General features: G+C 73.6%; 20 protein-coding genes and 3 pseudogenes. 14 read left to right on the top strand and 9 right to left on the bottom strand.

Going from position 1 to position 22,976, the window contains the following annotated elements:
* The first annotated feature begins 93 nt into the window (after positions 1–93).
* The 6 genes from ACFWMZ_RS23245 (at position 94) to ACFWMZ_RS23220 (ending at position 6,826) form a co-directional block, all read left to right on the top strand.
* Entirely contained in the window at positions 94–1,287 is a 1,194-nt protein-coding gene (locus ACFWMZ_RS23245) for an ROK family protein (RefSeq protein WP_383183270.1), read from the top strand.
* 346 nt (positions 1,288–1,633) lie between these two features.
* Positions 1,634–2,635: an asparaginase gene (locus ACFWMZ_RS23240; protein WP_383203856.1), complete on the top strand. Its 1,002-nt coding sequence runs from the start codon at positions 1,634–1,636 to the stop codon at positions 2,633–2,635.
* Positions 2,636–2,928: 293 nt separating this feature from the next.
* Positions 2,929–4,059: a glutathione-independent formaldehyde dehydrogenase gene (locus ACFWMZ_RS23235; protein ID WP_383203853.1), complete on the top strand. Its 1,131-nt coding sequence runs from the start codon at positions 2,929–2,931 to the stop codon at positions 4,057–4,059.
* Positions 4,060–4,115: 56 nt separating this feature from the next.
* Positions 4,116–4,496 carry a hypothetical protein gene (locus ACFWMZ_RS23230; protein ID WP_383203850.1) on the top strand — a complete coding sequence of 127 codons (381 nt, stop codon included), beginning with the start codon at positions 4,116–4,118 and terminating at the stop codon, positions 4,494–4,496.
* A gap of 201 nt (positions 4,497–4,697) precedes the next feature.
* Positions 4,698–5,918 carry an MFS transporter gene (locus ACFWMZ_RS23225; RefSeq protein ID WP_383203847.1) on the top strand — a complete coding sequence of 407 codons (1,221 nt, stop codon included), beginning with the start codon at positions 4,698–4,700 and terminating at the stop codon, positions 5,916–5,918.
* Positions 5,919–5,992: 74 nt separating this feature from the next.
* Positions 5,993–6,826 carry an aldo/keto reductase gene (locus tag ACFWMZ_RS23220; RefSeq protein ID WP_383183261.1) on the top strand — a complete coding sequence of 278 codons (834 nt, stop codon included), beginning with the start codon at positions 5,993–5,995 and terminating at the stop codon, positions 6,824–6,826.
* Between the two features lie 101 nt (positions 6,827–6,927).
* Here the strand turns inward: ACFWMZ_RS23220 and ACFWMZ_RS23215 are convergent, their stop codons facing one another.
* Positions 6,928–8,151 carry a lytic murein transglycosylase gene (locus tag ACFWMZ_RS23215; RefSeq protein ID WP_383203844.1) on the bottom strand — a complete coding sequence of 408 codons (1,224 nt, stop codon included), beginning with the start codon at positions 8,149–8,151 and terminating at the stop codon, positions 6,928–6,930.
* Positions 8,152–8,222: 71 nt separating this feature from the next.
* Positions 8,223–8,549 (bottom strand): annotated as a pseudogene (locus tag ACFWMZ_RS23210) (hypothetical protein); the annotation flags it as partial.
* Between the two features lie 107 nt (positions 8,550–8,656).
* Between ACFWMZ_RS23210 and ACFWMZ_RS23205 the strand changes: the two are divergent.
* Positions 8,657–9,343, top strand: a pseudogene (locus tag ACFWMZ_RS23205) (helix-turn-helix domain-containing protein); the annotation flags it as partial.
* Between the two features lie 246 nt (positions 9,344–9,589).
* On the opposite strand, the gene ACFWMZ_RS23200 reads toward ACFWMZ_RS23205, so the two are convergent.
* The 4 genes from ACFWMZ_RS23200 to ACFWMZ_RS23185 form a co-directional block, all read right to left on the bottom strand.
* Complete coding sequence (locus tag ACFWMZ_RS23200; protein ID WP_383177709.1) at positions 9,590–10,174, bottom strand: TerD family protein; 585 nt, start codon at positions 10,172–10,174, stop codon at positions 9,590–9,592.
* Between the two features lie 253 nt (positions 10,175–10,427).
* Positions 10,428–10,970 carry a DapH/DapD/GlmU-related protein gene (locus tag ACFWMZ_RS23195; RefSeq protein ID WP_383203841.1) on the bottom strand — a complete coding sequence of 181 codons (543 nt, stop codon included), beginning with the start codon at positions 10,968–10,970 and terminating at the stop codon, positions 10,428–10,430.
* Between the two features lie 32 nt (positions 10,971–11,002).
* The gene (locus tag ACFWMZ_RS23190) at positions 11,003–12,928 is read right to left on the bottom strand and encodes a glycoside hydrolase family 15 protein (RefSeq protein WP_383177715.1); all 1,926 of its coding nucleotides are present in this window, start codon (positions 12,926–12,928) and stop codon (positions 11,003–11,005) included.
* A gap of 193 nt (positions 12,929–13,121) precedes the next feature.
* Entirely contained in the window at positions 13,122–13,346 is a 225-nt protein-coding gene (locus ACFWMZ_RS23185) for a hypothetical protein (protein ID WP_383203838.1), read from the bottom strand.
* A gap of 279 nt (positions 13,347–13,625) precedes the next feature.
* On the opposite strand from ACFWMZ_RS23185, the gene ACFWMZ_RS23180 reads away from it, so the two are divergent.
* Complete coding sequence (locus tag ACFWMZ_RS23180) at positions 13,626–13,799, top strand: hypothetical protein (RefSeq protein WP_383177718.1); 174 nt, start codon at positions 13,626–13,628, stop codon at positions 13,797–13,799.
* A gap of 210 nt (positions 13,800–14,009) precedes the next feature.
* Here the strand turns inward: ACFWMZ_RS23180 and ACFWMZ_RS23175 are convergent, their stop codons facing one another.
* On the bottom strand, positions 14,010–14,795 hold the full coding sequence (locus ACFWMZ_RS23175; RefSeq protein WP_383203835.1) for an SAM-dependent methyltransferase: 786 nt from the start codon (positions 14,793–14,795) through the stop codon (positions 14,010–14,012).
* A 183-nt stretch (positions 14,796–14,978) separates the two neighbouring features.
* Positions 14,979–15,401, bottom strand: a pseudogene (locus tag ACFWMZ_RS23170) (molybdenum metabolism regulator); the annotation flags it as partial.
* Between the two features lie 258 nt (positions 15,402–15,659).
* Between ACFWMZ_RS23170 and ACFWMZ_RS23165 the strand changes: the two are divergent.
* Positions 15,660–17,105 (top strand): glyceraldehyde-3-phosphate dehydrogenase, encoded by a 1,446-nt coding sequence (locus ACFWMZ_RS23165; protein ID WP_383203832.1) that lies wholly within the window; start codon positions 15,660–15,662, stop codon positions 17,103–17,105.
* 192 nt (positions 17,106–17,297) lie between these two features.
* Here the strand turns inward: ACFWMZ_RS23165 and ACFWMZ_RS23160 are convergent, their stop codons facing one another.
* Complete coding sequence (locus tag ACFWMZ_RS23160) at positions 17,298–17,909, bottom strand: DUF6716 putative glycosyltransferase (protein WP_383203829.1); 612 nt, start codon at positions 17,907–17,909, stop codon at positions 17,298–17,300.
* 130 nt (positions 17,910–18,039) lie between these two features.
* Here ACFWMZ_RS23160 and urtA point away from each other — a divergent pair, with 130 nt between their 5' ends.
* From urtA to urtE, 5 genes are read left to right on the top strand one after another with little or no spacing between them, the layout of a single operon-like run.
* Positions 18,040–19,293, top strand: coding sequence for an urea ABC transporter substrate-binding protein (gene urtA, locus ACFWMZ_RS23155; RefSeq protein WP_383177730.1), 1,254 nt, complete (start codon positions 18,040–18,042; stop codon positions 19,291–19,293).
* A gap of 58 nt (positions 19,294–19,351) precedes the next feature.
* Entirely contained in the window at positions 19,352–20,248 is an 897-nt protein-coding gene (gene urtB, locus ACFWMZ_RS23150) for an urea ABC transporter permease subunit UrtB (RefSeq protein ID WP_383177732.1), read from the top strand.
* Positions 20,245–21,402 (top strand): urea ABC transporter permease subunit UrtC, encoded by a 1,158-nt coding sequence (urtC, locus tag ACFWMZ_RS23145; RefSeq protein ID WP_383177735.1) that lies wholly within the window; start codon positions 20,245–20,247, stop codon positions 21,400–21,402. Before urtB ends, urtC begins: the two co-directional genes overlap by 4 nt.
* Positions 21,399–22,196, top strand: a complete 798-nt coding sequence (urtD, locus tag ACFWMZ_RS23140) for an urea ABC transporter ATP-binding protein UrtD (RefSeq protein ID WP_383177738.1) — start codon at positions 21,399–21,401, stop codon at positions 22,194–22,196. The genes urtC and urtD overlap by 4 nt, the downstream gene beginning before the upstream one ends.
* A complete protein-coding gene (gene urtE, locus ACFWMZ_RS23135; RefSeq protein ID WP_383177741.1) occupies positions 22,193–22,891 on the top strand; it encodes an urea ABC transporter ATP-binding subunit UrtE in 699 nt (232 codons plus the stop codon). The genes urtD and urtE overlap by 4 nt, the downstream gene beginning before the upstream one ends.
* Positions 22,892–22,976 lie beyond the last annotated feature (85 nt).

Raw genomic sequence — 22,976 nt, 5'->3', positions numbered from 1 at the left:
AACTTTGTTTTTACGGGAGTTGAGCGCAACTTCGGCCAACTGCCGAACAATGCGCGCCTTGTGAGCAGCGGAACTCCTCCTTAGGGTGACGGCATGCCTTCCTCGCCCGAGCGGCCCCCGGCAACCTCCTTCCACTCGCCGGGCGAGGTGCTCGCACTGATCAGTTCCGGCGCCGCGCAGACCCGCGCCGACATCGCCCGGCTCACCGGACTGGCCCGCTCCACGGTCTCCTCGCGGGTCGACGCGCTGATCGCGCACGGCTTCGTGGACGAGGCGGCCGAGGGCGGCTCGACCGGCGGGCGGCCACCGAGGCGCCTCGCGCTGCGCACCGGCGGGCACACCGTCGCCGGGGTGGACCTCGGCGCCTCGCACTGCCGGGTGGTGCTGATGGACATCGGCGGCGCCGTCCTCGCCGTCAGGGAGGACCCGCTGTCGATCGCGGACGGGCCCGAGCCGGTCCTGCGCCACGTCGAGCGGACGCTGCGCGCCCTCACCGAGGAGGCGGGGCGCCCGCCGCGCACCCTGTGCTCCATCGGCGTCGGCGTGCCCGGTCCGGTGGAGTTCTCCACCGGCCGTCCGGTCGATCCGCCGATCATGCCGGGCTGGCACCACTACCCGATCCCCGACTTCTTCGCCGCGCGCCTGGGCGTCCGCGCCCTCGTCGACAACGACGTGAACGTGATGGCCCTGGCCGAGCAGCGCCGGGCCTTTCCCGACTGCCGCTTCCTGCTGCACATCAAGGTCGGCACCGGCATCGGCTGCGGCATCATCGCCGACGGCCGCCTCCACCGGGGCGCGCAGGGCTCCGCCGGGGACATCGGCCACATCCGGGTCACCGAACGCGACGAGCCCTGCCGCTGCGGCAACACCGGCTGCCTGGAAGCGGTCGCCGGGGGCTCCGCCCTCGCCGCCGAACTGACCCGGCTGGGCCGGGACGCCCGCTCCGGCAGCGACGTGGTCCGGCTGGCGCAGTCCGGCGACCGGGAGGCGGTGCGCCTGGTCCGGGAGGCGGGGCGGGCCGTCGGCGACGTCCTCGCCGGGCTGGTCAACTTCTTCAACCCGGACACCGTGGTCGTCGGCGGTGCCCTGGCCGCGGCCCACGATCCGCTCCTCGCCGGTCTCCGCGAGGTGGTCTACCGCCGCTCGCACCCGCTCGCCACCCGCGTCCTGCGCATCGAGCCGAGCCGCACCCAGGAGAGCGCCGCCGCCCTCGGCGCGGGCATCCTCGCCATCGAACACGCCCTCTCCCCGGCACAGGTGGACCGGGAGGTCGCGGGGCGGGGGTAGCCTCCGGCGGGGTTCGGGTCCTGTGGCTGGGCGCCGCTCTTGCGCCCCAGCCGAACCCAGCCCGGGCGGCGTTTGAGGCCACCTGTGACCGGCACGGTCAGACGCACCCCAGCCAACTCCAGCCCGGCCGGCGTTTGAGGCCACCCACCCGCCCGGGACCGGCGGGGCACCCGACCCCGGTGGACCAGCCCGGCCGCAGGCCCCCCCAAGCCGCGCCCCCGCTCGCGCCCCGCGCGATGTGCCCCGATCCTGGAAGCGGGCGCGCGAAGAGGCACGCCTTCCAGAAGTGCGGCACACCCTCGCACCCCCGCCCGGCCCTGGAGGGCACGGCACGGAAGGACCGCCCATGCCCACCGTCGCGCTGCTCGCCACGGGCGGGACCATCGCCTCCGCCGGGGGCGCCGACGGCCGCGTCCCGACCGCTTCCGGCCGGGACCTGCTGCGCCAGGCGGGGCTGGGCGGCGGCGATCCGGCCGTCCCGGTGCGCGAGCTGGAGCTGGGCGGGTCGTTCGCCTGGGACCTGGAGAAGATGCGCCTGGTGGTCGAGGAGATCCGTACCTGCCTGGCGGCTCCCGTCCCCGGCACGGACGGCGCGCGGCCGGACGGCGTGGTCGTCACCCACGGCACGGACACCATGGAGGAGACCGTCTTCCTCGCCTCACTGCTCCTGGACGACCCCCGCCCGGTGGTGCTGACCGGCGCGCAGGAGCCGTACGACTCGCGCTCGCCCGAGGGCCCGGACAACCTGCGGGACGCCTTCGCGGTCGCCGCCGACCCGCTGGCGCGCGGCCGCGGCCCGCTGCTCTGCTTCGACGGGCTGGTCTTCGCGGCCCGGGGCGTCACCAAGGTCGAGACGCTGTCGCACCGCGCCTTCGGCGCTCCCGGCCGGGGCCCGGTGCTGCGGGTCCACGACGGCCGGGTGACCCCACTGGCCCCGCCCGGCCCGCCACGCCCCCTGCCGGGCGTCGACCCGGACACCGGGCTTCCCCGCGTCGACGTGGTCGCGCTCTACCCGGGCGCCGACGAGACCCTGCTGCGGGCGGCCGCCGAGGCGGGGGCGGCGGGCCTGGTGCTGGCGGCGCCGGGCACCGGCAACACCGCGCCCCGGGTCGCCCGCGAGGTGGCCCGGCTGACCGGCGCGGGCGTCCCGGTCCTGGTCTGCTCGCGGGTCCCGTGCGGCCCGGCCGTCCCGCTCTACGGCGGCGGGGGCGGCGTCGACCTGGTCAAGGCGGGGGCGGTCTTCGCGGGCGACCTCAGCCCGTGGCAGGCCCGGCTGCTGCTCTCGGTGGCACTGGCGGCCACCCGGCTCGGGGCGGCACGGGCGGTCGCGGGCTGGCTGGAGGGCTGAGGCCCCGCCCGCTTGAGGCATCCCGAACCGGTACCCGAAGCCGCACCGCGACGAAAACCAGTGCGGACGACGCTTGAGGGCCGATCGGTGACGGCCCCGTCCCGCGCCGAGCGCGCCCAGCTCACCCGTTCGGCCCCAAGAGGCGAGCCGCCCCGATCTGCGTCACGGTGGAGAGGTGGCTCCAGCCCCGCCCCGGGCGGCCACGGGAGCACCCGCCCCAGCGGGCTTCGAGCACGCCCGGGCGCAGCCCGGCGCTGCGGAGCCGAATCCCGAGACGAGGAGCGGTGAACCCCATGAAGGCACTGGTGTACCAGGGCCCCCGCCAGGTCGCGGTCGAGGAGGTCCCGGACGCGCGGATCGAACGCCCGACGGACGTCCTGGTGCGGGTCACGTCGACCAACATCTGCGGTTCGGACCTCCACATGTACGAGGGCCGCACCACCCTGGAGACGGGCCGCACCCTCGGCCACGAGAACCTCGGCGTCGTCGTCGAGGTCGGCTCGGGCGTGGACCGGGTCAAGACCGGCGACCGCGTCTGCCTCCCCTTCAACGTCGCCTGCGGCTTCTGCGAGAACTGCGAGGCGGAGCGGACGGGCTTCTGCCTCACGGTCGACTCGGACACCCCGGGCGGCGCCTACGGCTTCGCGGAGATGGGCACGTACTCCGGCGGCCAGGCCGAGTACCTGCGGGTGCCGTGGGGCGACTTCAACTGTCTGGTCCTCCCCGAGGACGCGCAGGAGAAGGAGAACGACTACGTGATGCTGTCGGACATCTTCCCGACCGGCTATCACGCCACGGAGCTCGCCGACGTCTCCCCCGGCGAGTCCGTCGTCGTCTACGGCGCGGGCCCCGTCGGCCTGATGGCCGCGTACTCGGCCGCGTTGCGCGGCGCGAGCCAGATCCTGGTCGTGGACCACCACCCGGACCGCCTGGCGCTCGCGGAGAAGGCCGGGGCGATCCCGGTCGACGACACCGAGGGCGACCACGTCGAGCAGATCCTCGAACGGACCGGTGGCGGCGCCGACAAGGGCTGCGAGTGCGTCGGCTACCAGGCGCACGACGCCGACGGCCACGAGAAGCCGGAGTCGACCATGAACGACCTGGTCGCCTCGGTGCGCGCGACCGGCGCCATCGGGGCGGTCGGGGTGTTCCTGCCGCAGGACGAGGGCGCGCCGACCGAGCTGGCGCGTGAGGGAAAACTCCCCTTCGACTTCGGCGACTTCTGGTTCAAGGGCCAGAGGATCGGCACCGGCCAGGCCAATGTCAAGGCGTACAATCGGCATTTGAGGAACCTGATCCACCATGACCGGGCGAAGCCCTCGTTCATCGTCTCGCACGAGCTGCCGCTGGACGACGCCCCCGAGGCGTACCGGAACTTCGACGACCGGCTCTCCGGATGGACCAAGGTCATCCTCAAGCCCTGACCGGCCGCCCTTGACCCCTTGACAGCGGAGGGCCACCCCAACCGAGGAGGCAACCGATGCATGACAAGTCGAGCGACCCCCAGCCGTCCCGCGAAGAGCTCCCGCTCCCCGACTACGACCACATCCCTGTCTCCGGCCTCGAACACCGGATGCGCGCGCTTCCGGCGGAGGAGCTGCGGACGGTGCGGGAGTACGAGGTGGAGCACGCGGACCGGCCGCAGGTCAAGCAGATGATCGACCACCGGCTCGACCAGTTGGAGCACGGCGCGACGCCCTCGGGCGGCGACCCGGCGGCGCACGGCGCCGAGCAGCCCGGTCCCACGCGGGGCGGCTCCCCGGTCACGCCCCAGACGGCGGCGCCCCCGACCGAGCCGCTGCGGCACGGGAGTTACGACCGCTCGAATCCGACGCAGCCGAACAGCCCCCGCAACCGCTGAGTTCCACCGGCGGGACGTTCAGGCCGGGGCCTCCACCGGAGGCGGCCCCGGCTCTCCCGGTTCACGGAGCGTCTCGGCCTCGAAGGCGAGGGGTCCCCGGGGAGCCGGCCGACGGTGGCGAGGAGGGCGCGTTCGGCGGCGCCCCGCCCGCGCCGCCCGGGGTCCCGCGTTCGCGGGGTCAGGGTTTTTAGGCTGCCGCTTGTGGGAAACGATCAGCGGGACCCGGCGGGCAGCCTTAGTTCGTGGCCGTACGCGGCCGCCGCGTACGTCTTCGCCGTCGTCATGGTGGGGACGACGCTGCCGACGCCGCTCTACGGGCTGTACCAGGAGGAGATCGGGTTCTCCTCGCTGATGATCACGGTGATCTTCGCGGTGTACGCCGCCGGGGTGATCGCCGTGCTGGTGGTGGCGGGCGGGGTGTCGGACGTGCTGGGGCGGCGGCCGGTGCTGCTGGCGGGGCTCGGGTGCGCGGCCGCCAGCGCGCTCTGCTTCGTCTTCGAGGGCGGGCTGCCGCTGCTCTTCGCGGGGCGGGTGCTCTCCGGGTTCTCGGCGGGGCTCTTCACCGGCACCGCCACCGTCGCGGTGATGGAGCTGGCGCCCCGCCACCGGCGGGGCCGCGCCTCCTTCGCCGCCACCGCTGCCAACATGCTGGGGCTCGGCTGCGGACCGCTGCTCGCCGGGCTCCTCGCCGAGTACGCGCCCTCCCCGCTGCGGCTGCCGTACCTGGTCCACCTCGGGCTGGTGGTGGTGGCGTGCGGCCTCACCCTGGTCCTGCCCGAGACCGTCCGGCACTCCGGGCCCCGTCCGCCGCTGCGGCCCCGGACGCCGTCGGTGCCCGGCGAGGCGCGGGCGGTGTTCGTCCCGGCGGCGCTGGCGGCCTTCGCCGGGTTCGCCATGTTCGGGCTCTTCACCTCGGTGGCGCCGAGCTTCATGGCCGAGGCGCTGGGCGTGCACAACCTCGCCGTCTCCGGGCTGGTCGTCTTCCTGACGTTCGCCGCCTCCACCGTGGGGCAGGCGTCCATGGGCGGCGTACCGGCCGAACGGGCGCTGCCGCTCGGATGCTTCGTCCTGGTGGCGGGGCTGGCGGGCATCGGCGGCTCGCTGCTGCTCTCCTCGCTGGCGCTGCTGGTGGCGGGCGCGGTGGTGGCGGGAATGGGGCAGGGGCTGCTGTTCCGGGCGGGACTGAGCGCGGTCAGCGCCCGCGCCCCGGCCGACCGGCGCGGGGAGACCACGTCGGCGTTCTTCGTCGTCGCCTACCTCGGGATCTCGCTGCCCGTGGTCGGCGTGGGCGCGCTCTCCCTCGCCCTCGGCCTGCGGGACGCGGGGCTGGTGTTCAGTGCCTGCGCGATGGTGCTGGCCGGCTCCATCGGAGCCTGGCTGCTGCTGCGCGGCACCCCGGACCGGCCGCGCCCCGGCGCCTGACCGGCCCCCGGCCGGGGCCCTGTACGAACGGTCCGGCCGACTCGGCCCGGGCCGCAACGGAAGAAGGAGTGACGATGACGACGACCAGGACCGTGACCCTCCCGTCGGGGGCGGTGGTCCCCGCCCTCGGCCAGGGCACCTGGCACATGGGCGACGACCCGGCGCGCCGCGCCGAGGAGATCGCCGCGCTGCGCCACGGGATCGACCTCGGCCTGACCCTGATCGACACCGCCGAGATGTACGGCAGCGGCCGCGCCGAGGAGCTGGTCGGCGAGGCCGTCCAGGGCCGCCGCGACGACGTGTTCCTGGTCAGCAAGGTCCTGCCGTCGAACGCCGACGCCCAGGGCACCGTCGACGCGTGCCGCGCCAGCCTGCGGCGGCTGGGGACCGACCGGATCGACCTCTACCTGCTGCACTGGCGCGGTCCGGTCCCGCTCGACGAGACGGTCGAGGCGCTGGAGGGGCTGGTGGCGGACGGCACGGTCGGCGCCTGGGGCGTGAGCAACCTGGACGTGGACGACCTCGCCGACCTCCCGGCAGCCGCTCACCCCGACACCGACCAGATCCTCTACAACCTCACCCGGCGCGGCCCCGAGTACGACCTGATCCCCCGCTGCCGCGAACTGGCGGTGCCGCTCATGGCGTACTCGCCGGTGGAGCAGGGGCGGCTGCTCGGCCACGAGGCGCTGCGCGAGGTGGCCGAGGCGCACGGCGCGACGCCGGTGCAGATCGCGCTGGCGTGGGTGCTGCGCCACGACGACGTGATCGCCATCCCGAAGGCGGGCTCGCGCGAGCACGTCGAGGAGAACGCGGCGGCCCGCGACATCCGCCTCTCCGCCGACGACCTGGCCGCGCTGGACCGCGCCTTCCCGCCTCCGACGCGGAAGGTGCCGCTGGAGGTGCTGTGACACGCCGCGCCTCGGCGCGGCCGCGGACAGCCTCGGGCGCGGGGGCGTACGCGACGTGCGTACGCCCCCGCGCCCGCTGTCGTCCCGAGCGCGCCGCTCCGTCAGCCGTCCGTCGGGGCGGGGCACTCCGGGTCGGTCGGGGACGGGCTGGGGCCGGGTTCGGGGTCGGGCGTCTCGGTCGGGTCCGGAGCGGGGCTCGGGGTCTCGCACCCCTCCGGGGGCGTGGGCGTGCCCGGGTCGGTCGGGGTGCCGGGGTCGGAGGGGTCGGGGCTGGGGCCGGGGGTCTCGGCCGGCGGCTCCGAGGACCCCGGGGACGGGCTGGTGGGCGGCTTCGGGGAGGGGGACGGCTGGGAGGGCTTGGTCGGGTCCGGCTTCGGAGTGCCGGGCTTGTCGTCGCCCGGGTCGGGGCCGATGACGATGCCGCCGTCCCCGTCGTCCCCGTCCACGGGCCGGGTGGCGGGGGCCTTGCCGCCCGGGCCGGGGCTGGTGGGGAGGGTGCCCTTCCCGTCGGGGACGGTGTGGACGCCGCCCCGGTAGAACTCCATCCAGTGGCGGACCAGCCTCAGGTAGTCGCGCGAGTAGTTGTAGCTGAGGATGGCGCGGTCCAGGTCGGCGCCCCGGCCCAGGTCGCGGGAGCCGGCGCAGAGGTAGTGGCCCGCGGCGAGGGCGGCGTCGTGGATGTTGTCGGGATCGCTGCGGCCGTCGCCGTTGCCGTCGGCGCCCCAGCGGGCCCAGGTGGAGGGGAGGAACTGCATGGGCCCGACCGCCCGGTCGTAGACGGTGTCGCCGTCGTGGGCGCCGCCGTCGGTGTCGCGGATCAGTGCGAAGCCGTTGCCGTCGAGCGCCGGGCCGGTGATCCGGCCCCGGGTGGTGCCGCCAGCGTCCACGGCGCCGCCGCGGGCGTGCCCGGACTCCACCTTGCCGATCGCCGCGAGGAGCTCCCAGGAGAGGCGGCACCCGGGATCGCTGCCGGCCACTCGGCGCTCGGCCGCGCGGTAGGCGCGCAGCACCGTCGCCGGGATACCGGACTGGTCGCGGGCCGGTACGGCGGGCGGGGCGCCACCCGAGGGGCCCTTGCCGCCCTTCGCGCCCTTCAGCGGCGGGAGTTCGGTGTGGTAGGCGTCCTCGCCCGGCGGATCCGCCGGGGGCGGCGGGGCGGCGTAGGCGGCGCGTTCCTCGTCCGCCGGGGCGTCGCTCAGCGCCTCGGGGAGGAGCCCGGGGGCCTGGGAGGCGGTGAGGAGGGCCATGGCGGCGATCGCGACGGCGCTGGAGCGCAGCCCCTTGCGGGTGCGCGCGGGCAGGCGTCGTCCACGGGGTACGGGCATCGCGGTCACTCCTGTCGGTGGTGGTCCCTGCGGGCGCGGCGGCGGCCCGGGCCGGTCGGGGCCGGGCCGGGTCAGCGGCCGAAGGTGTCGATGGAGCTGACGAGCCAGCGTCCGTCGCGGTGGACGACGTCGACGGCGAACATGGCACCCGCGTAGACCCCTTCGTCCTGGGCCTGGCCCTTCTTCCCGTCGCCGCCCGCGGTGCTGACGCTGCTCTGGTCGGCGTAGACGAGGACCCGGGCGCGGTCGCCGTCGATCCGCTCCACGGCGCTGTCGGTGACGGTGGTGGTGAGGACGGCCTTCTGCTCGTCGGCCTGGGCGGCGACCTGGCCGAGGAGCGTGCGGTGCTGCTCGACGGCCTTGCCGGTGAGCAGGGTCTTGGCGGGGCCAGCGCGGTCATCTTGGCGGGCGTCGTGGCGAGGAACTCCTCGATCTGCGAGGTGTGTTCGCCGAGGGTGCCGGAGAGCCGGCCGAGTTCGGCGCTGTCCTTCTTGAGCGGCGCCCGGCCACGCCGCCCCTGCCGCACGCCACCATCGCCTCCCTCTGCGAGGCCGCCGCCTGGGATCTCCCCGCGGAATGCACGCTCATCGCGCTGCGCACCCCGGTCCACGACCAGCTCCAGGCCCACCTCGACGCCGACGTGCTGGCCGACCCCGGCATCCCCCAGCCGCACCTGCTCGTCCCCGGCCCCCTCACCCCCGCCCGGCTCCAGATGCTCGACCGGGCCCTCGGCTCCACCCACGCCGTGGCCGGGGTGACGCTCCCCCCGGCGCAGGCCGCCGACTCGATCCGCTGGGCCCGCCGCGTCCTCCAGCTCATCGACGACCGCGTCATCCCCGACGCCCCCCTGGTCTTCTGCGAGGACCACCTGACGACCCTGTGGCTGCTGTCCGACCCTGCCCTCGTCGCCCGCCTCGCCGCCCGCGAACTGGCCCCCCCTCGACGGCCTCTCCCCCAGCCGCCGCGACCGCCTGGTCGAAACCCTCCGCGTCCACATCTCCACCCGCGCCCCCGCCGAACAGGTCGGCGAGGCCCTCGGCGTCCACGCCCAGACCGTCCGCTACCGCCTCCGCAACCTCGACACCCACCTGGGCCCCCGCCTCACCCCCGCCTCACCCACCCCGACCACCGCTTCGCCCTGGAGGCGGCCCTGCGGTCACTTCATCTGCAGGGGAGGGGCGAGCGGGGCTGAACGGTCCGCCCGCCAAGGGGGCGCGCCTTCCCGCGTGCCCTCGTGAACAACAGCAAGGCCCGGCTCCCGCGCCGCCTCCGCACCGGTGTGTCGGTGCGGGGGCGTGGCGCGGGGGCCGGGCCCTGGATTCCGTTGCCCGTTCTGGCAGTCGTCGCGTCAGCAGCCCAATACCCGCGCCCCTGTTCCGGGTTCGGCCGGAGTGGGGGCGCCCACCAGGTACGACGGTGGCAGGACGAGAGTGGGTAGTTACTTGCTGACGGCGAAGCGCATCAGGGCGCGCTCGTCGCCCTGCTTGATCTTGCCGGTCTCGTTGATCACCTGGAGCTTCCAGCTGGAGCCGACCCGCATCGCCTTGGCAACGGCACAGCCGTTGTCGTCGGTGAGGAGGCTCGGCCAGATGTCGGCTACCTGCTGGGCGCTGCCGCCGGTCGCGTCGTAGACCTTGAAGCTGATGTTCCGGGCGTTCTGGAACGAGCTGCGCTTCTTGTAGGCGGCCGCGATGAAGACGATGGCGTTGATGTTGGTCGGCACCCGGGAGAACTCCACGGTCACCGTCTCGTCGTCGCCGTCGCCGTGGCCGGTCTGGTTGTCACCGCTGTGCACCAGCGAGCCGTTGCCCAGCGGGTCCAGGGAGTCCAGGCCCGCGAGGCGGACGGGCTCGCCGTTCTGCATCGCGATGGCGATCAGGTCGAGGTCCGTACCGGCCTTCTGCCGGATCTTGCCCAGGATGCCGCCGCTGGCACCGACGGTGGCGTCCCAGGACACCCCGATGGACAGGTGGGTCACTCCGTCCAGATCGGCCGGGCCGTCTTCCTTCTGCAACGTGATCATGCGTGATCCCCTTGGTGGTGAGACTGCTACAGATGAAGTGTGCCTGGTGGGTCCGGCGGCCGGGCGGGGAGGGGGCGAATTGCCCTTCCTCGTGCGCTATCGGGGCGTCGCGGCGTCAGCAGGTGACCACCTCCTCGTCGGCGAGGGCCTCGGTGCGCCGGGTGACCGTCTCGCGCGGCCGCGAAACACGGCGCCGAGTGCGGTCATGGGAACGTACCGCGCGGCCGGGCGGGCCGCCCACCCCTTCAGCGCGTCACCACTGCCGGCGCACGGTGGCCTTGCCGCCGGTCACCAGGCTGGCCGCCGGGACGTCCTCGGCCACCACGGCTCCGGCGGCGACCACGGCGTCACGGCCGATGCTGACGCCGGGCAGGATGGTGGCACCGGCGCCGATCCAGACGTTCTCCGCCACGTCGATCGGCCCGCCGGTCAGCCACCCCCGCCGCTCGCCGGGGTCGACCGGGTGGCTGACGGTGATGAAGGTGGCTCTCGGACCGACCATCACCCGCTCGGCGAGCCGGATGCCCGCGTAGTCGAGGAACGTGCAGTTCTGGTTGATGAACACCCGCTCGGCGAGGTCGAGGCGGAGACCGTGGTCGGTGTAGAAGGGCGGGTAGATCGTGGCACTCTCCGGCAGCGGCCTGCCGAGGATCCGCTCGAACAGGGCCTCCTTGCCCGCCTCGTCGTCGAAGGGCAGGACGTTCAGGCGGGAGGTGAGTTCGGTCGCCCGCAGGACCCTCTCGGCCATGGCCCGGAACTCGGGGCTGTGGATGCGCAGGAGGCGCTCGCTGGACATACCGCGATCCTCTCCGGCCGCGCGCCGGCTGGTCATCCCATGGCGCGGTCAAGGTTGACGGCGGCGCTGATGAGGGCGAGGTGGGTCAGCGCCTGGGGGAAGTTGCCGAGGTGTTCGCCGGTGACGCCGACCTGTTCCGCGTACTGGCCGAGGTGGTTGGCGAAGCTGAAGGTCTTCTCCAGCGCCAGCCGGGCGTCCTCGGTCCGCCCGGTGCGGGTCAGCGCCTCCACCCACCAGAAGGAGCAGAGCGAGAAGGTGCCCTCGGTGCCGTCCAGGCCGTCGCCCGCCACCGAGGCGTCGTAGCGGAAGACCAGTGAGTCGGCGACCAGGCCCTTACTGATCGCGCGCAGCGTGGAGCGGAACATTTCGTCGCGCGGGGAGACGAACTTGACCATGGGCATCAGGAGCAGCGCGGCGTCGAGGATCTCCGGCGGCTGCTCGCCGTCCTCGTCGGCGAGGCGCTGCACGAAGCTGCCCAGCCGGTCGTTCCACCCCTGCGCCATGACCTGCCGGTAGATGGTGTCGCGGACGGAGGTCCAGCGGACCAGGTCGGCGGGGAGGCCGCGCTGGCGGGCGATGCGGACCATCCGCTCGACCGCCACCCAGCACATCACCCGCGAGTAGGTGTGCCGGTGCGGCCCCGAGCGGGCCTCCCAGATCGACTCGTCGGCGCTGTCCCAGTGGTCGAGCAGCCAGTCGAGGACGCCCACCAGGTCGGACCAGGTGTCCCAGGAGATGCCGTCGCCGTACTTGTTGAACAGGTAGACGGAGTCGAAGAGTTCGCCGTACACGTCGAGCTGGAGCTGCTGGGAGGCACGGTTGCCGACGCGTACGGGGGAGGCGCCCCGGTAGCCCTCCAGATGGGGCAGTTCCTCCTCGGGGAGGTCGGAGTGGCCGTCGATGGAGTAGAGGACGTGCAGCGGACCGGTGCGGCCGTCGTCGCAGCGGCGGACGGAGCGGGCGAGCCAGTCGAAGAACGCCTCGGCCTCGTCGGTGAAGCCGAGGCGCAGCAGTGCGTAGAGGGAGAAGGCGGCGTCGCGGATCCAGACGTAGCGGTAGTCCCAGTTGCGGACGCCGCCCTGTTCCTCGGGGAGGCCCAGGGTGGGGGCGGCGATCAGGGCGCCGGTGGGTTCGTGGGTGAGGAGTTTGAGGGTGAGGGCGGAGCGGTGGACCATCTCGCGCCAGCGGCCGGTGTAGGTGGAGCGGGCGAGCCAGTTCCGCCAGAAGGCGACGGTGGCGCGGAAGAGGTGTTCGGCGCCATCCGGGGTGATCTCCTCCGGCGGGCGTGCGCCGCCGGGCTCCCGGGTCTCCAGGACGAACAGGGCCGATTCGCCCTCCTGCAGGGCGAACGTCGCCTCGGCGTCGGTGCCGTCGGGCCCCGCCTCCTTCCAGGGGCGGTCGGAGCGGACGCTGACCACCAGCCCTTCGCCGGTGAACTCGGCGAGGTGCCCGTGCAGGCTCAGCTCGTGCGGGGCGCGGCCGTAGTCCATGCGCGGCGCGACCAGCGAGCGCATCCGCATCTGCCCGCGGACCGCGACGACGCGGCGGACCAGGCGCTGCTGGTGGCCGGGGTCGCGGGGCCGCAGCACCGGCATGAAGTCCTGCACCTCGACGATGCCGTCCTCGGTGAGCATCCGGGTGACGAGGATGTTGGTGTCGGGAAAGTAGAACTGCTGGCGGGAGGCGACCCGGCAGAGCGGGTCCAGCCGCCAGCTGCCGCCCTTCTCCGCGTCGAGCAGCCCGCCGAAGAGGCTCGGCGAGTCGAACCGCGGTGCGCAGAACCAGTCGATCCGCCCGTCGGTGCCGACCAGGGCGGCGGTCCGCAGGTCACCGATGATGCCGTGCTCGCCGATGGGCAGATAGCCCGCCGCGGGCTCCGCGCCCGGCTCGGAGGAGGGCGTGTCGGCCTCCTCGCGAGGGGTGCTGCCGGGGCGGTCGGGCGGGCCGGTGTCGTGCATGGCGGATCCTCTCCTCTTCCGGCGGGCGGTCCGGGGCGGCCGGGGCGCCCCGGGCTCCAGGGTCGAGCATGCGGCGGGGCGGGGCCGGATGAGCGGCGCGGACGCGGCGCGTCGCGGAAGGGGACCCGGGTGCCGGGTGCCGAGCGCCGAGCGCCGGGCGGGGGCGGGCTGAGGGCCCCGCCGCCGCCCTCCCCTACAGCGCCCTGTGCGCGGGAACGGCGGCCGGATACACCGCCTCGGCAGCCCTCGTCCTGTCGACCGCCCTGCCCCGGCCGAACACCGTCGAGCGGGCCGACGCCTTCGCCAGAGCCTTCTTCGGTGCTCGCCTGTTCTGGGCGACGACCCGCCTGCGCGCCTGCTCCTCCTGAACCTCGCGGTCGCCACCGGTTCCCTCGTCCTCGTCCGCACGGGGCCGCACGGGCCACAGCACTTGGCCGGCGGCGCCCCAAGGGGGGACGCCCGCAGGCGTGGGCGGTCGCAGGCGTGGGCGGTCGCAGGCGTGGGCGGTCGTAGGCGTGAGCGGCGAGTGGCGCGCCGCGTGCCGTCCGGGCTCGTACGAGCCCGGGCTCCTTCGGAAGGCCAATTGGGGCCGCCCGTGCCCCCGTTCCGGGGGCAGCCCCATGTCCCGTCGCCGGTATCCTTGGGCATGATGGGGCTCCGCCAGGACGGTGTCCTGGACCGACGAAAAGGATGGCCCATGAAGCCCCTGCTCTGGATTCTGCTGGTGGCGGCGTTGGCCGCCAATGTCTCCACCAGCTTCGCCTTCGAGGGAGTGACGCAGATCGTGGTCAGCGTCGGCACCGGTCTCGTGGTCCTGGCGTGCGCCGGAGGGCTCTCCGCGATCCGGATCCGCGAGAAAGCCCGCGCCTGACACCCGGTCGGGCTGAGTGCGGCACGCTCCAGTCCGGCCGGCGCTTGAGGCCACTTCCGGAGGCGCCCGGCTGAGCTCAGGGGTGGTGCGGCGGCACGGTGCGAGAGAGAAGGTGGCGTACCGCGAGGTGCCGGGGCTCCTGGGGGCCGCCGCACCCTCTGGCCCCCTGCCCGGCCGGGCCACGCCGACCGGGCCACGGCCTGTCAGTGCCTACCGCTTGACCCCCACGAAGCCCCACTGCTCGACCGGCTCGCCGGTCGGCGGTGTGTCGGGGCGCCAGAGGCTGATCGAGCCGAAGCCGGGGGGCAGGAGGTCGAGGCCGTCGGAGAACGAGGCGATGATCTCCTGGGGGCGGGAGATGTAGGGGACGGCGCCGCCCTCCGCGTACTCGTCCGAGCCCGCCTTGGTCTCGGGGGTCTCGATGGTGTCGCACAGGACCAGGTGGCTGCCGGCGGGCAGGGCGTCGAGGTAGGCGCGTACCAGGGCGGACGCCTGGGCGTCGTCGGCGACATGGCCGAGGGTCGACATCAGCAGCACCGCGACCGGCTGGGTGAGGTCCAGGGTGCGGCTCGCCTCCCGCAGCACGGTGGGCGCGTCGGTCAGGTCGGCGTGCACATAGTCCGTGGCGCCCTCGGGGCCGCTGGTCAGCAGGGCCCGGGCGTAAGCCAGGACGATCGGGTCGTGGTCGACGTAGACGACGCGGGAGGTGGGGGCGACCGCCTGGGCGACCTGGTGGGTGGCCTCGGCGGTGGGGAGCCCGGTGCCGAGGTCGAGGAACTGCCGCACCCCCGCCTGTGCCGCGAGGTGGCGTACCGCGCGCGCCTGGAACTGGCGGGAGGCGCGGGCGATGTCGACGATCTGGGGGAACATCTCCGCCATCCGCTGCCCGAGCTCGCGGTCGGCGTCGTAGTTGTCCTTGCCGCCCAGCCAGTAGTTCCAGATCCGCGCGGAGTGCGGCACCCCGTTGTTCAGCTCTTGTTCGGCCGGCGGCGTCATCTTCCGTCTCCCATCAGGCAGTTCAGCGGGCCGCCCGGCCTGGGGCGGCCACTCGGCGCGCCCGGCGGACCGGGCCCGATCATGGTCGCGCACCAACTCCTCGTGCACCAGCCCCTCACGCCCCGGAACTGACCGCCCGTCACGCCCCCGGCCCGGCGGACGGCCGGTCCCGCGTACCGCCGGTCAGAGCAGGCGGCGGATGTCCCCGCGGACCCGGTAGAAGCCGCCGGAGGCGGCGTGCAGGGCGTCCACCACGTACCGCGCGCCGGACTCGCGTATCGCGCGGGGGAACTGGACGTTCCACGACGGGTCGTACCCCTCGGAGGTCACCTGGACCCGGAGGCGGCCGCCCTCCTGGACGCACTCGACCACGACGGCCCCGGCAGGAGCCCGGCCGACGGTGGCCAGCGCGCCGGCGGCGGTGGCCGGGGCGCGGGCGGGCAGCGCGGCGGCGAGCTTGACGTCCCGGGCGACCGGCACCGTGCCCTGCTGGGCCGCGGTGACCGCCGCCTCGCTCGCGTCCACGCAGACCAGCGAGCCGTCCGTGGTGACCAGGTAGAGCCGCTCGTCGCGGTACTGCATGGAGAGGGCCGAGCCGCGCCCGGAACGCCGTGCGGGAACACCACGGCGCCGGCCGCCCCGGGCGACGCCCCGGCGGCGCTCACCAGTCGGAAGCTCACCTTCTGACCCGGCAGGCACCGCGAGGGCGGGCGGACGCCGACCGGTCCGTCCGCCCTGGCGGGCGCGTGAACGCCTCGTATCGCCACGCGAGGGACGCAGTCGGCACCCTCGGGGAGACCGCCGGGAGACCGAAAGGATGAGCGGGTTAGCATATGAGCACCGCCTAGCTCGAAAGATAAACCTGTGACTGTCAACGAGGACTCGTTCACCAACTGGAAGAACCGCGAGGAGATCGCGGAGTCGATGATCCCGATCATCGGGAAGCTGCAGCGTGAGCGGGACGTCACCGTCCTCCTCCACAGCCGCTCCTTGGTGAACAAGTCGGTGGTCAGCATCCTGAAGACCCACCGGTTCGCCCGGCAGATCGCGGGCGCCGAGCTCTCGGTCACCGAGACGATGCCGTTCCTTCAGGCGCTCACCACGCTCGACCTGGGGCCGTCGCAGATCGACATCGGCATGCTCGCCGCGACGTACAAGAGCGACGACCGCGGCCTGAGCGTCGCCGAGTTCACCGCCGCCGCCGTCGCCGGTGCCACCGGCGACCAGAAGATCGACCGCCGCGAGCCGCGCGACGTCGTCCTCTACGGCTTCGGCCGGATCGGCCGCCTCGTCGCCCGCCTGCTCATCGAGAAGGCCGGGTCGGGCAACGGCCTGCGGCTGCGCGCCATCGTGGTGCGCCGGGGCAAGGGCCAGGACATCGTCAAGCGCGCCTCGCTGCTGCGCCGCGACTCCATCCACGGCCAGTTCCAGGGCACCATCACCGTGGACGAGGCGAACGACAAGATCATCGCCAACGGCCACGAGATCCAGGTGATCTACTCCGACGACCCGACGACGGTCGACTACACGGAGTACGGCGTCAAGGACGCCATCCTCATCGACAACACCGGTCGCTGGCGCGACCGCGAGGGGCTCTCGAACCACCTGCGCCCCGGCATCGCCAAGGTCGTGCTGACCGCGCCGGGCAAGGGCGACGTCCCCAACATCGTGCACGGCGTCAACCACGAGGACGTCAAGCCGGACGAGCGGATCCTCTCCTGCGCCTCCTGCACCACCAACGCGATCGTCCCGCCGCTGAAGGCGATGGCGGACGAGTACGGCGTGCTCCGCGGCCACGTGGAGACCGTCCACTCGTTCACCAACGACCAGAACCTGCTGGACAACTACCACCCGTCCGACCGCCGCGGCCGCTCCGCGCCGCTCAACATGGTCATCACCGAGACCGGCGCCGCCTCCGCCGTCGCCAAGGCGCTGCCCGAGCTGAAGGCGCCGATCACCGGCAGTTCTATCCGCGTCCCGGTGCCGGACGTCTCGATCGCCATCCTCAGCCTGCGGCTGGGCCGCGAGACCACCCGCGAGGAGGTCCTCGACCACCTGCGCGAGGTGTCGCTGACCTCGCCGCTGAAGCGCCAGATCGACTTCATCACCGCCCCCGACGCGGTCTCCAGCGACTTCATCGGCTCGCGCCACGCCTCGATCGTCGACGCCGGCGCCACCAAGGTCGACGGCGACAACGCGATCCTCTACCTCTGGTACGACAACGAGTTCGGCTACTCCTGCCAGGTCATCCGGGTCGTCCAGCACGTCTCCGGGGTCGAGTACCCGACCTTCCCCTCGCCGGAGGCCTGACCAGGCCGCTCCTCCCCACACGGGCGCCGCCCGCTGCCCGCCGTCACGGCAGGGGGCGGGCGGCGCCCGTCGGCCGTCCCGCCGGGGCGTGGGCGGGACAGCAGGGGGGGGCTCAGAAGAGCTGGCGTTCCCTGGCCCACCGCTTCGGCCGGCGCCGCACCACCGGCGGCAGGCCGTTGTAGGCGACATGACTCATCGTCTTCTTGACCGGCCCGTGCTTCTGCCGACGGCGGGCGAGGGGGGGGTCTGCCGCGGGACGAGCGTGCCGGTGGTGGCCAGGTGGGGCTCGGCGGCGCTGCGGAAATAGTCCGTCTCCCACACCGCTCTCGACGGGCGCTCCCCCGAGACCGGCAGCTCCTCCACCCGGTCGGCGATCAGTTCGGTGCCGGTGCGGTGGGCGCCGTGGAAGTAGCCGTCCCGCCAGGCCGGGGCGGGGGCGCCGATCCGGTCGTCGGCGATCTGCCGGAAGGTCCGCAGCAGGCCGCTGTCGAGGAACACCTGGTTCCCGTAGCGTTCGTGCACGCCGAGATCGAGGACGAGAAGCCCCCCCCTCGGCCAGCCAGGCGACCGCGCGGGGTCGCTCGGGGCGTAGTGGTGGTCGATCACCGTGGTGATGCCCGCCCGGGCGGCCTCGACGGCGCCGAGCTGGGCGGCGGTACGGGCGTCCTCCGTGTCGAGGTAGAGGGCACAGGGCCACAGGAACTCGTTGAGCCAGGGGCGGATGGCGAGGCCGTCGCCGATGCCCCGGACGCGGGACTGGAAGAGGCGGGTGCGGGCGTCGGTGAAGCCCCGGACCGAAAGCAACCTCCGCTTAAGTGCCGGGAAACACGGGAGAAACACCACCCTTCGACGCTGTGAGCCCCCGCGCGGCCCACGGAGTCGTCTGGTCGAACTCCGTACCGGCCGCGTGCCCTTGCCGGCCAGGAGGCTCTTCTTGCGTGCGACTTCCCCCTCCCGACGCACCGTGCTCGGCGCGTTCCTGCTCTGCGGTGCCCTCACCGCGACCGGCTGCGGCGCCAAGACCGGCGACGCGGCCGGTGGCGCCGGCAAGGCGGTGGCGGCCGACACCTCGGGCTCCACCGTCAAGGTCGGTCTGCTCAACTCCCTCTCCGGCACCATGGCGATCAGCGAGGTGACCGTCCGCGACTCGGTCAGGCTCGCCATCGAGGAGATCAACGCCTCCGGCGGCGTCCTCGGCAAGAAGATCCGGCCGGTCAGCGAGGACGGCGCATCCGACTGGCCGACCTTCGCGGAGAAGGCGCAGAAACTCGTCCGGGAGGACCGGGTGGCCGCCACCTTCGGCTGCTGGACCTCGGCCAGCCGCAAGGCGGTCAAGCCCGTCTTCGAGAAGAACCGCTCGCTGCTCTTCTACCCGGTGCAGTACGAGGGCCTGGAGCAGTCCCCGTACATCTTCTACTCCGGCGCCACCACCAACCAGCAGATCGTCCCGGCCCTCGACTACCTGAGGAGCAAGGGCACCAAGTCGCTCTACCTGGTCGGCAGCGACTACGTCTTCCCGCGCACCGCCAACAAGGTCATCAAGGCGTACGCGAAGGCCCACGGCATGACGGTGAAGGGCGAGGACTACGCGCCGCTGGGCTCCACCGAGTTCTCCACCATCGCCAACAAGGTGAAGGCGGCCGGGGCCGACGCGGTCTTCAACACCCTCAACGGCGACAGCAACGTGGCCTTCTTCAAGGAGTACAAGTCGGCCGGGCTCACCGCGAAGGGCATGCCGGTGCTGTCGGTGTCGATCGCCGAGGAGGAGGTGAAGAGCATCGGACCGCAGTACCTGAAGGACCAGCTCACGGCGTGGAACTACTACCAGACCACCGAGACGGGGGCGAACACCGCCTTCGTCAAGGCCTACCAGGCGAAGTACGGGAGGGCCAAGCCGACCAGCGACCCGATGGAGGCGGCGTACACCTCGGTGTACCTGTGGAAGGCGATGGTCGAGAAGGCCAAGTCCTTCGACCCGGAGAAGGTCAGGGCCGCCGCCGACGGCACCGCCTTCGAGGCCCCCGAGGGGACCGTCACGGTCGACGGGAAGAACCAGCACCTGGCGAAGACCGCGCGGATCGGGCGGATCGGCGCCGACGGGCTGATCGACGAGGTGTGGAACTCCGGCGAACCGATCGAGCCCGACCCGTTCCTCAAGGGGTACGACTGGGCGTCCGGTCTGTCCTGACCCGCCCGCACCGCAGCTCCCCCGCTCGTCCCCCCACCCTCACCCCGGAGCCGCTTCCATGACGGTGATCCTCGGGCAGACCTTCACGGGCATCAGCATCGGCGCCGTCCTGCTGCTGATCGCCCTCGGGCTCTCCCTGACCTTCGGCCAGATGAACGTCATCAACATGGCGCACGGCGAGTTCATCATGGCCGGCGCCTACACCACGTACGTCCTCCAGCAGCACCTCGCGGGCGCCGGGCTCTCGCTGCTGCTGGCGCTGCCGCTGGCCTTCCTGGTGGCCGGTGCGATGGGGGTGGTGCTCGAACACCTCCTCATCCGGCGGCTCTACCTGCGGCCGCTCGACACGCTCCTGGTCACCTGGGGCGTCTCGCTCATGCTCCAGCAGCTGGCCCGTGACCTGTTCGGCGCACCGAACGTGCAGACCCGCGCCCCCGACTGGCTGACCGGGCACGTCACCCTGCCACTGGGCGGCGCCGAACTCTCCCTGCCGACCAGCCGGTTGTTCATCCTTGCGCTGGCGCTGGCGGCGGTCGGCGCGCTCGCCCTGGTGCTGCGGCGCACGCCGCTGGGCCGCCGGGTCCGCGCCGTCGTCCAGAACCGCGACCTGGCCGAGGTCTCCGGCATCCCCACCGGCCGCGTCGACCGCACCACCTTCTTCCTCGGCTCCGGCCTCGCCGGGGTCGCCGGAGTCGCCCTGACCCTGGTGGGCCCGATCGGCCCGGCCATGGGCACCAACGTCATCATCGACGCCTTCCTCGTCATCGTGGCCGGCGGGATCGGGCGGCTGCGCGGCTGCGTCGTCACCGCCTTCGTCCTCGGCGTCCTCCAGTCCGTCCTGGAGTGGTCCACCACGGTGAGCGTCGCCAAGGTCGCCGTCCTCGTCGCGATCGTCGCCTTCCTCCAGTGGCGGCCCCAGGGCCTCTACACCCTGCGTACCCGGAGCCTCGTATGACGACCACCACCGCACCCCCGCCCACGCCCGCCCCGCCGGTGCCCCGGCGCAGGCGGAGCCTGCTGCCCGCCGCCGGGCCCCGGCGCACCCTCGCCGGGTTCGCGGTCGGCGCCGTCCTGCTCTTCGCCGTCGCCCCGCTCGCGCTGACCGACTTCCGGCTGGGGCTGCTCGCCAAGTACCTGTGCACCGCGATCGTCGCCGTCGGCGTCTGCCTCGCCTGGGGGCGCGGCGGCCTCCTCACCCTCGGCCAGGGCGTCTTCTTCGGCCTCGGCGGCTACGCCATGGCGATGCACCTCAAACTGGCCGACGCGGGCCCCGGCAACCTCCCCGACTTCATGGTGCTCTACGGGACGACGGACACCCTGCCCTGGTGGTGGGTGCCGTTCGCCAACCCGGTGTTCGCGCTCGCCGCGACCGTGCTGCTGCCGATGGGGGCCGCCGCGCTGCTCGGCGCGCTCATCTTCCGGCGCCGGGTGCGCGGCGCGTACTTCGCGCTGCTCAGCCAGGCGCTGACGGCGGCGTTCGCGATATGGCTGGTCGGCCAGCAGGCGACGACCGGCGGCACCAACGGCCTCACCGACATCCAGGGCTTCTTCGGCTACGCCCTGGACGACCCGGCCAACCAGCGGATGGTCTACTTCGTCATCGCCCTGGTCCTGCTCCTTCTGATGGCGCTGGCCCGCCAGTTGATCCACTCCCGCTACGGCGAACTCCTCGTCGCCGTCCGCGACTGCGAGGAACGCGTCCGCTTCCTCGGATACGACCCGGCCAACGTCAAACTCGCCGTCTACGTCGTCGCGGCGGGCATGGCGGGCCTGGCCGGTGCCCTGTTCGTCCCGGCGGTCGGCATCATCTCGCCCGCCCTGATCGGCATCGTCCCCTCGATCGAGCTGGTGATCGGCGCGGCCGTCGGCGGCCGGGCGAGCCTGCTCGGCGCGGTGCTCGGAGCGCTGGCCGTGGCCTGGGCGAAGACGGCGCTCTCCGAGGAGTTCCCGGCCGCCTGGACGTACTTCCAGGGGCTGCTCTTCGTGGTGGCGGTCGCCTTCCTGCCGGGCGGCCTCGCCTCGCTGGCCAGGACCGTACGGGCGCGGCTCGCACGGCGCGGGCGCGGCGGGGACCAGACCACTGCCGAACCGAAGGAGGCGGTCGCGTGACCGGCACCGAGCAGAGCCGCTGCGGGCTGGAGATCAGCGCGCTGCGGGTGGAGTTCGACGGGTTCACCGCCGTCGACGGGGTGGACCTGCGGATCGCCCCGGGCGACCTGCGGTTCCTCATCGGGCCCAACGGCGCGGGCAAGACCACCCTGGTCGACGCCGTCACGGGCCTCGCCCGGGCCACCGGCTCGGTCCGCTTCGAGGGCACCGAGCTGCTGGGGCGGCCGGTGCACCGGATCGCCCGGGCGGGCGTCGGCCGGACCTTCCAGACCGCCACGGTCTTCGAGAACCTGACCGTGCTGCAGAACCTCGACATCGCGGCGGGCGCAGGACGCTCCGCCCGCACCCTGCTGCGGCGGCGCAAGGCGGTGCCCGAGCCGGTCGTCGAGGCGCTGGAGACCATCGGCCTGACCGCGCTGCGGGACCGCCCGGCCGGGGTCCTCGCCCACGGCCAGAAGCAGTGGCTGGAGATCGGCATGCTGCTGGTCCAGAACGTACGGCTGCTGCTGCTCGACGAGCCGGTGGCGGGGATGAGCCACGAGGAGCGGGACGCCACCGGCGCCCTGCTGAACCGGATCGCGGGCGAGCGCACGGTGGTCGTCATCGAACACGACATGGAGTTCCTGCGGTCCTACGCGCGCACCGTCAGCGTGCTGCACGCGGGCCGGGTGCTGAGCGAGGGCACGGTGGACGAGGTGCGGGCCGATCCGGCGGTGCAGGAGGTGTACCTCGGCACCGCCGAGGACGCGGCGGCCGTGGCCGAGGCGGAGGAGAAGGCGGTGACGGGCGCATGACGCTGCTGGAGATCGACGCGGTCCACGCCGGGTACGCCCGCTCCGACGTGCTGCACGGGGTCTCGCTCGCGGTGCCCCGGGACGAGGTGGCCGCGGTCCTCGGCCACAACGGCGCGGGCAAGAGCACCTTGCTGCGCGCGGCGGCCGGGCTGCTGGCCCCCTCCCGCGGCGCCGTCCGCCTCGACGGCGAGGACGTCACCCGGCTGCGCCCGCATCAGCGGGTGGCGCGCGGCATGGCCTACGTGCCACAGGGGCAGCAGTGCTTCCCCCAGCTGACGGCGGCCGAGAACCTGCGCCTGGTCGCCGACGGGCGGCGCGGCGGCCGGGCCGCCACCGACGAGGCCCTGGACCTCTTCCCGGCCCTGCGCGCCCTCGGCCACCGCCCCGCCGGCCTGCTCTCCGGCGGCCAGCGCCAGCAACTCGCCCTGGCCCGCGCCCTGGTGACCGGGCCCCGGCTGCTCCTCCTGGACGAGCCGACCGAAGGCGTCCAGCCCTCGGTCGTCGCCGAGATCGAGGCGGCGATCCTCGCCCTGACCCGCCGCGGCGGTCTCTCCGTCCTCCTCGTCGAACAACACGTCGGCTTCGCCCTCCGCGCCGCCGCCCACTACCACGTCCTGGAGTCCGGCCGGGTCACCTCGTCGGGGGCCGGCGGGGCGGGGGCGGAGGAGGTGGTGCGGGGGGTGCTGCGGGTGTGAGCCACCGGCCCTCGGCGCGGGCTCAGCGGGCGCGGGGCAGGCGGAGCACAGGGGCGCGTACGGCTGCCGGGGGACGCCCGGCAGC

The organism is Streptomyces sp. NPDC058373 (assembly GCF_042723275.1).
Lineage (GTDB): Bacteria > Actinomycetota > Actinomycetes > Streptomycetales > Streptomycetaceae > Streptomyces.
Note: the sequence above shows the minus strand (reverse complement) of the source record. Positions and strands in the feature narration are given on the sequence as shown.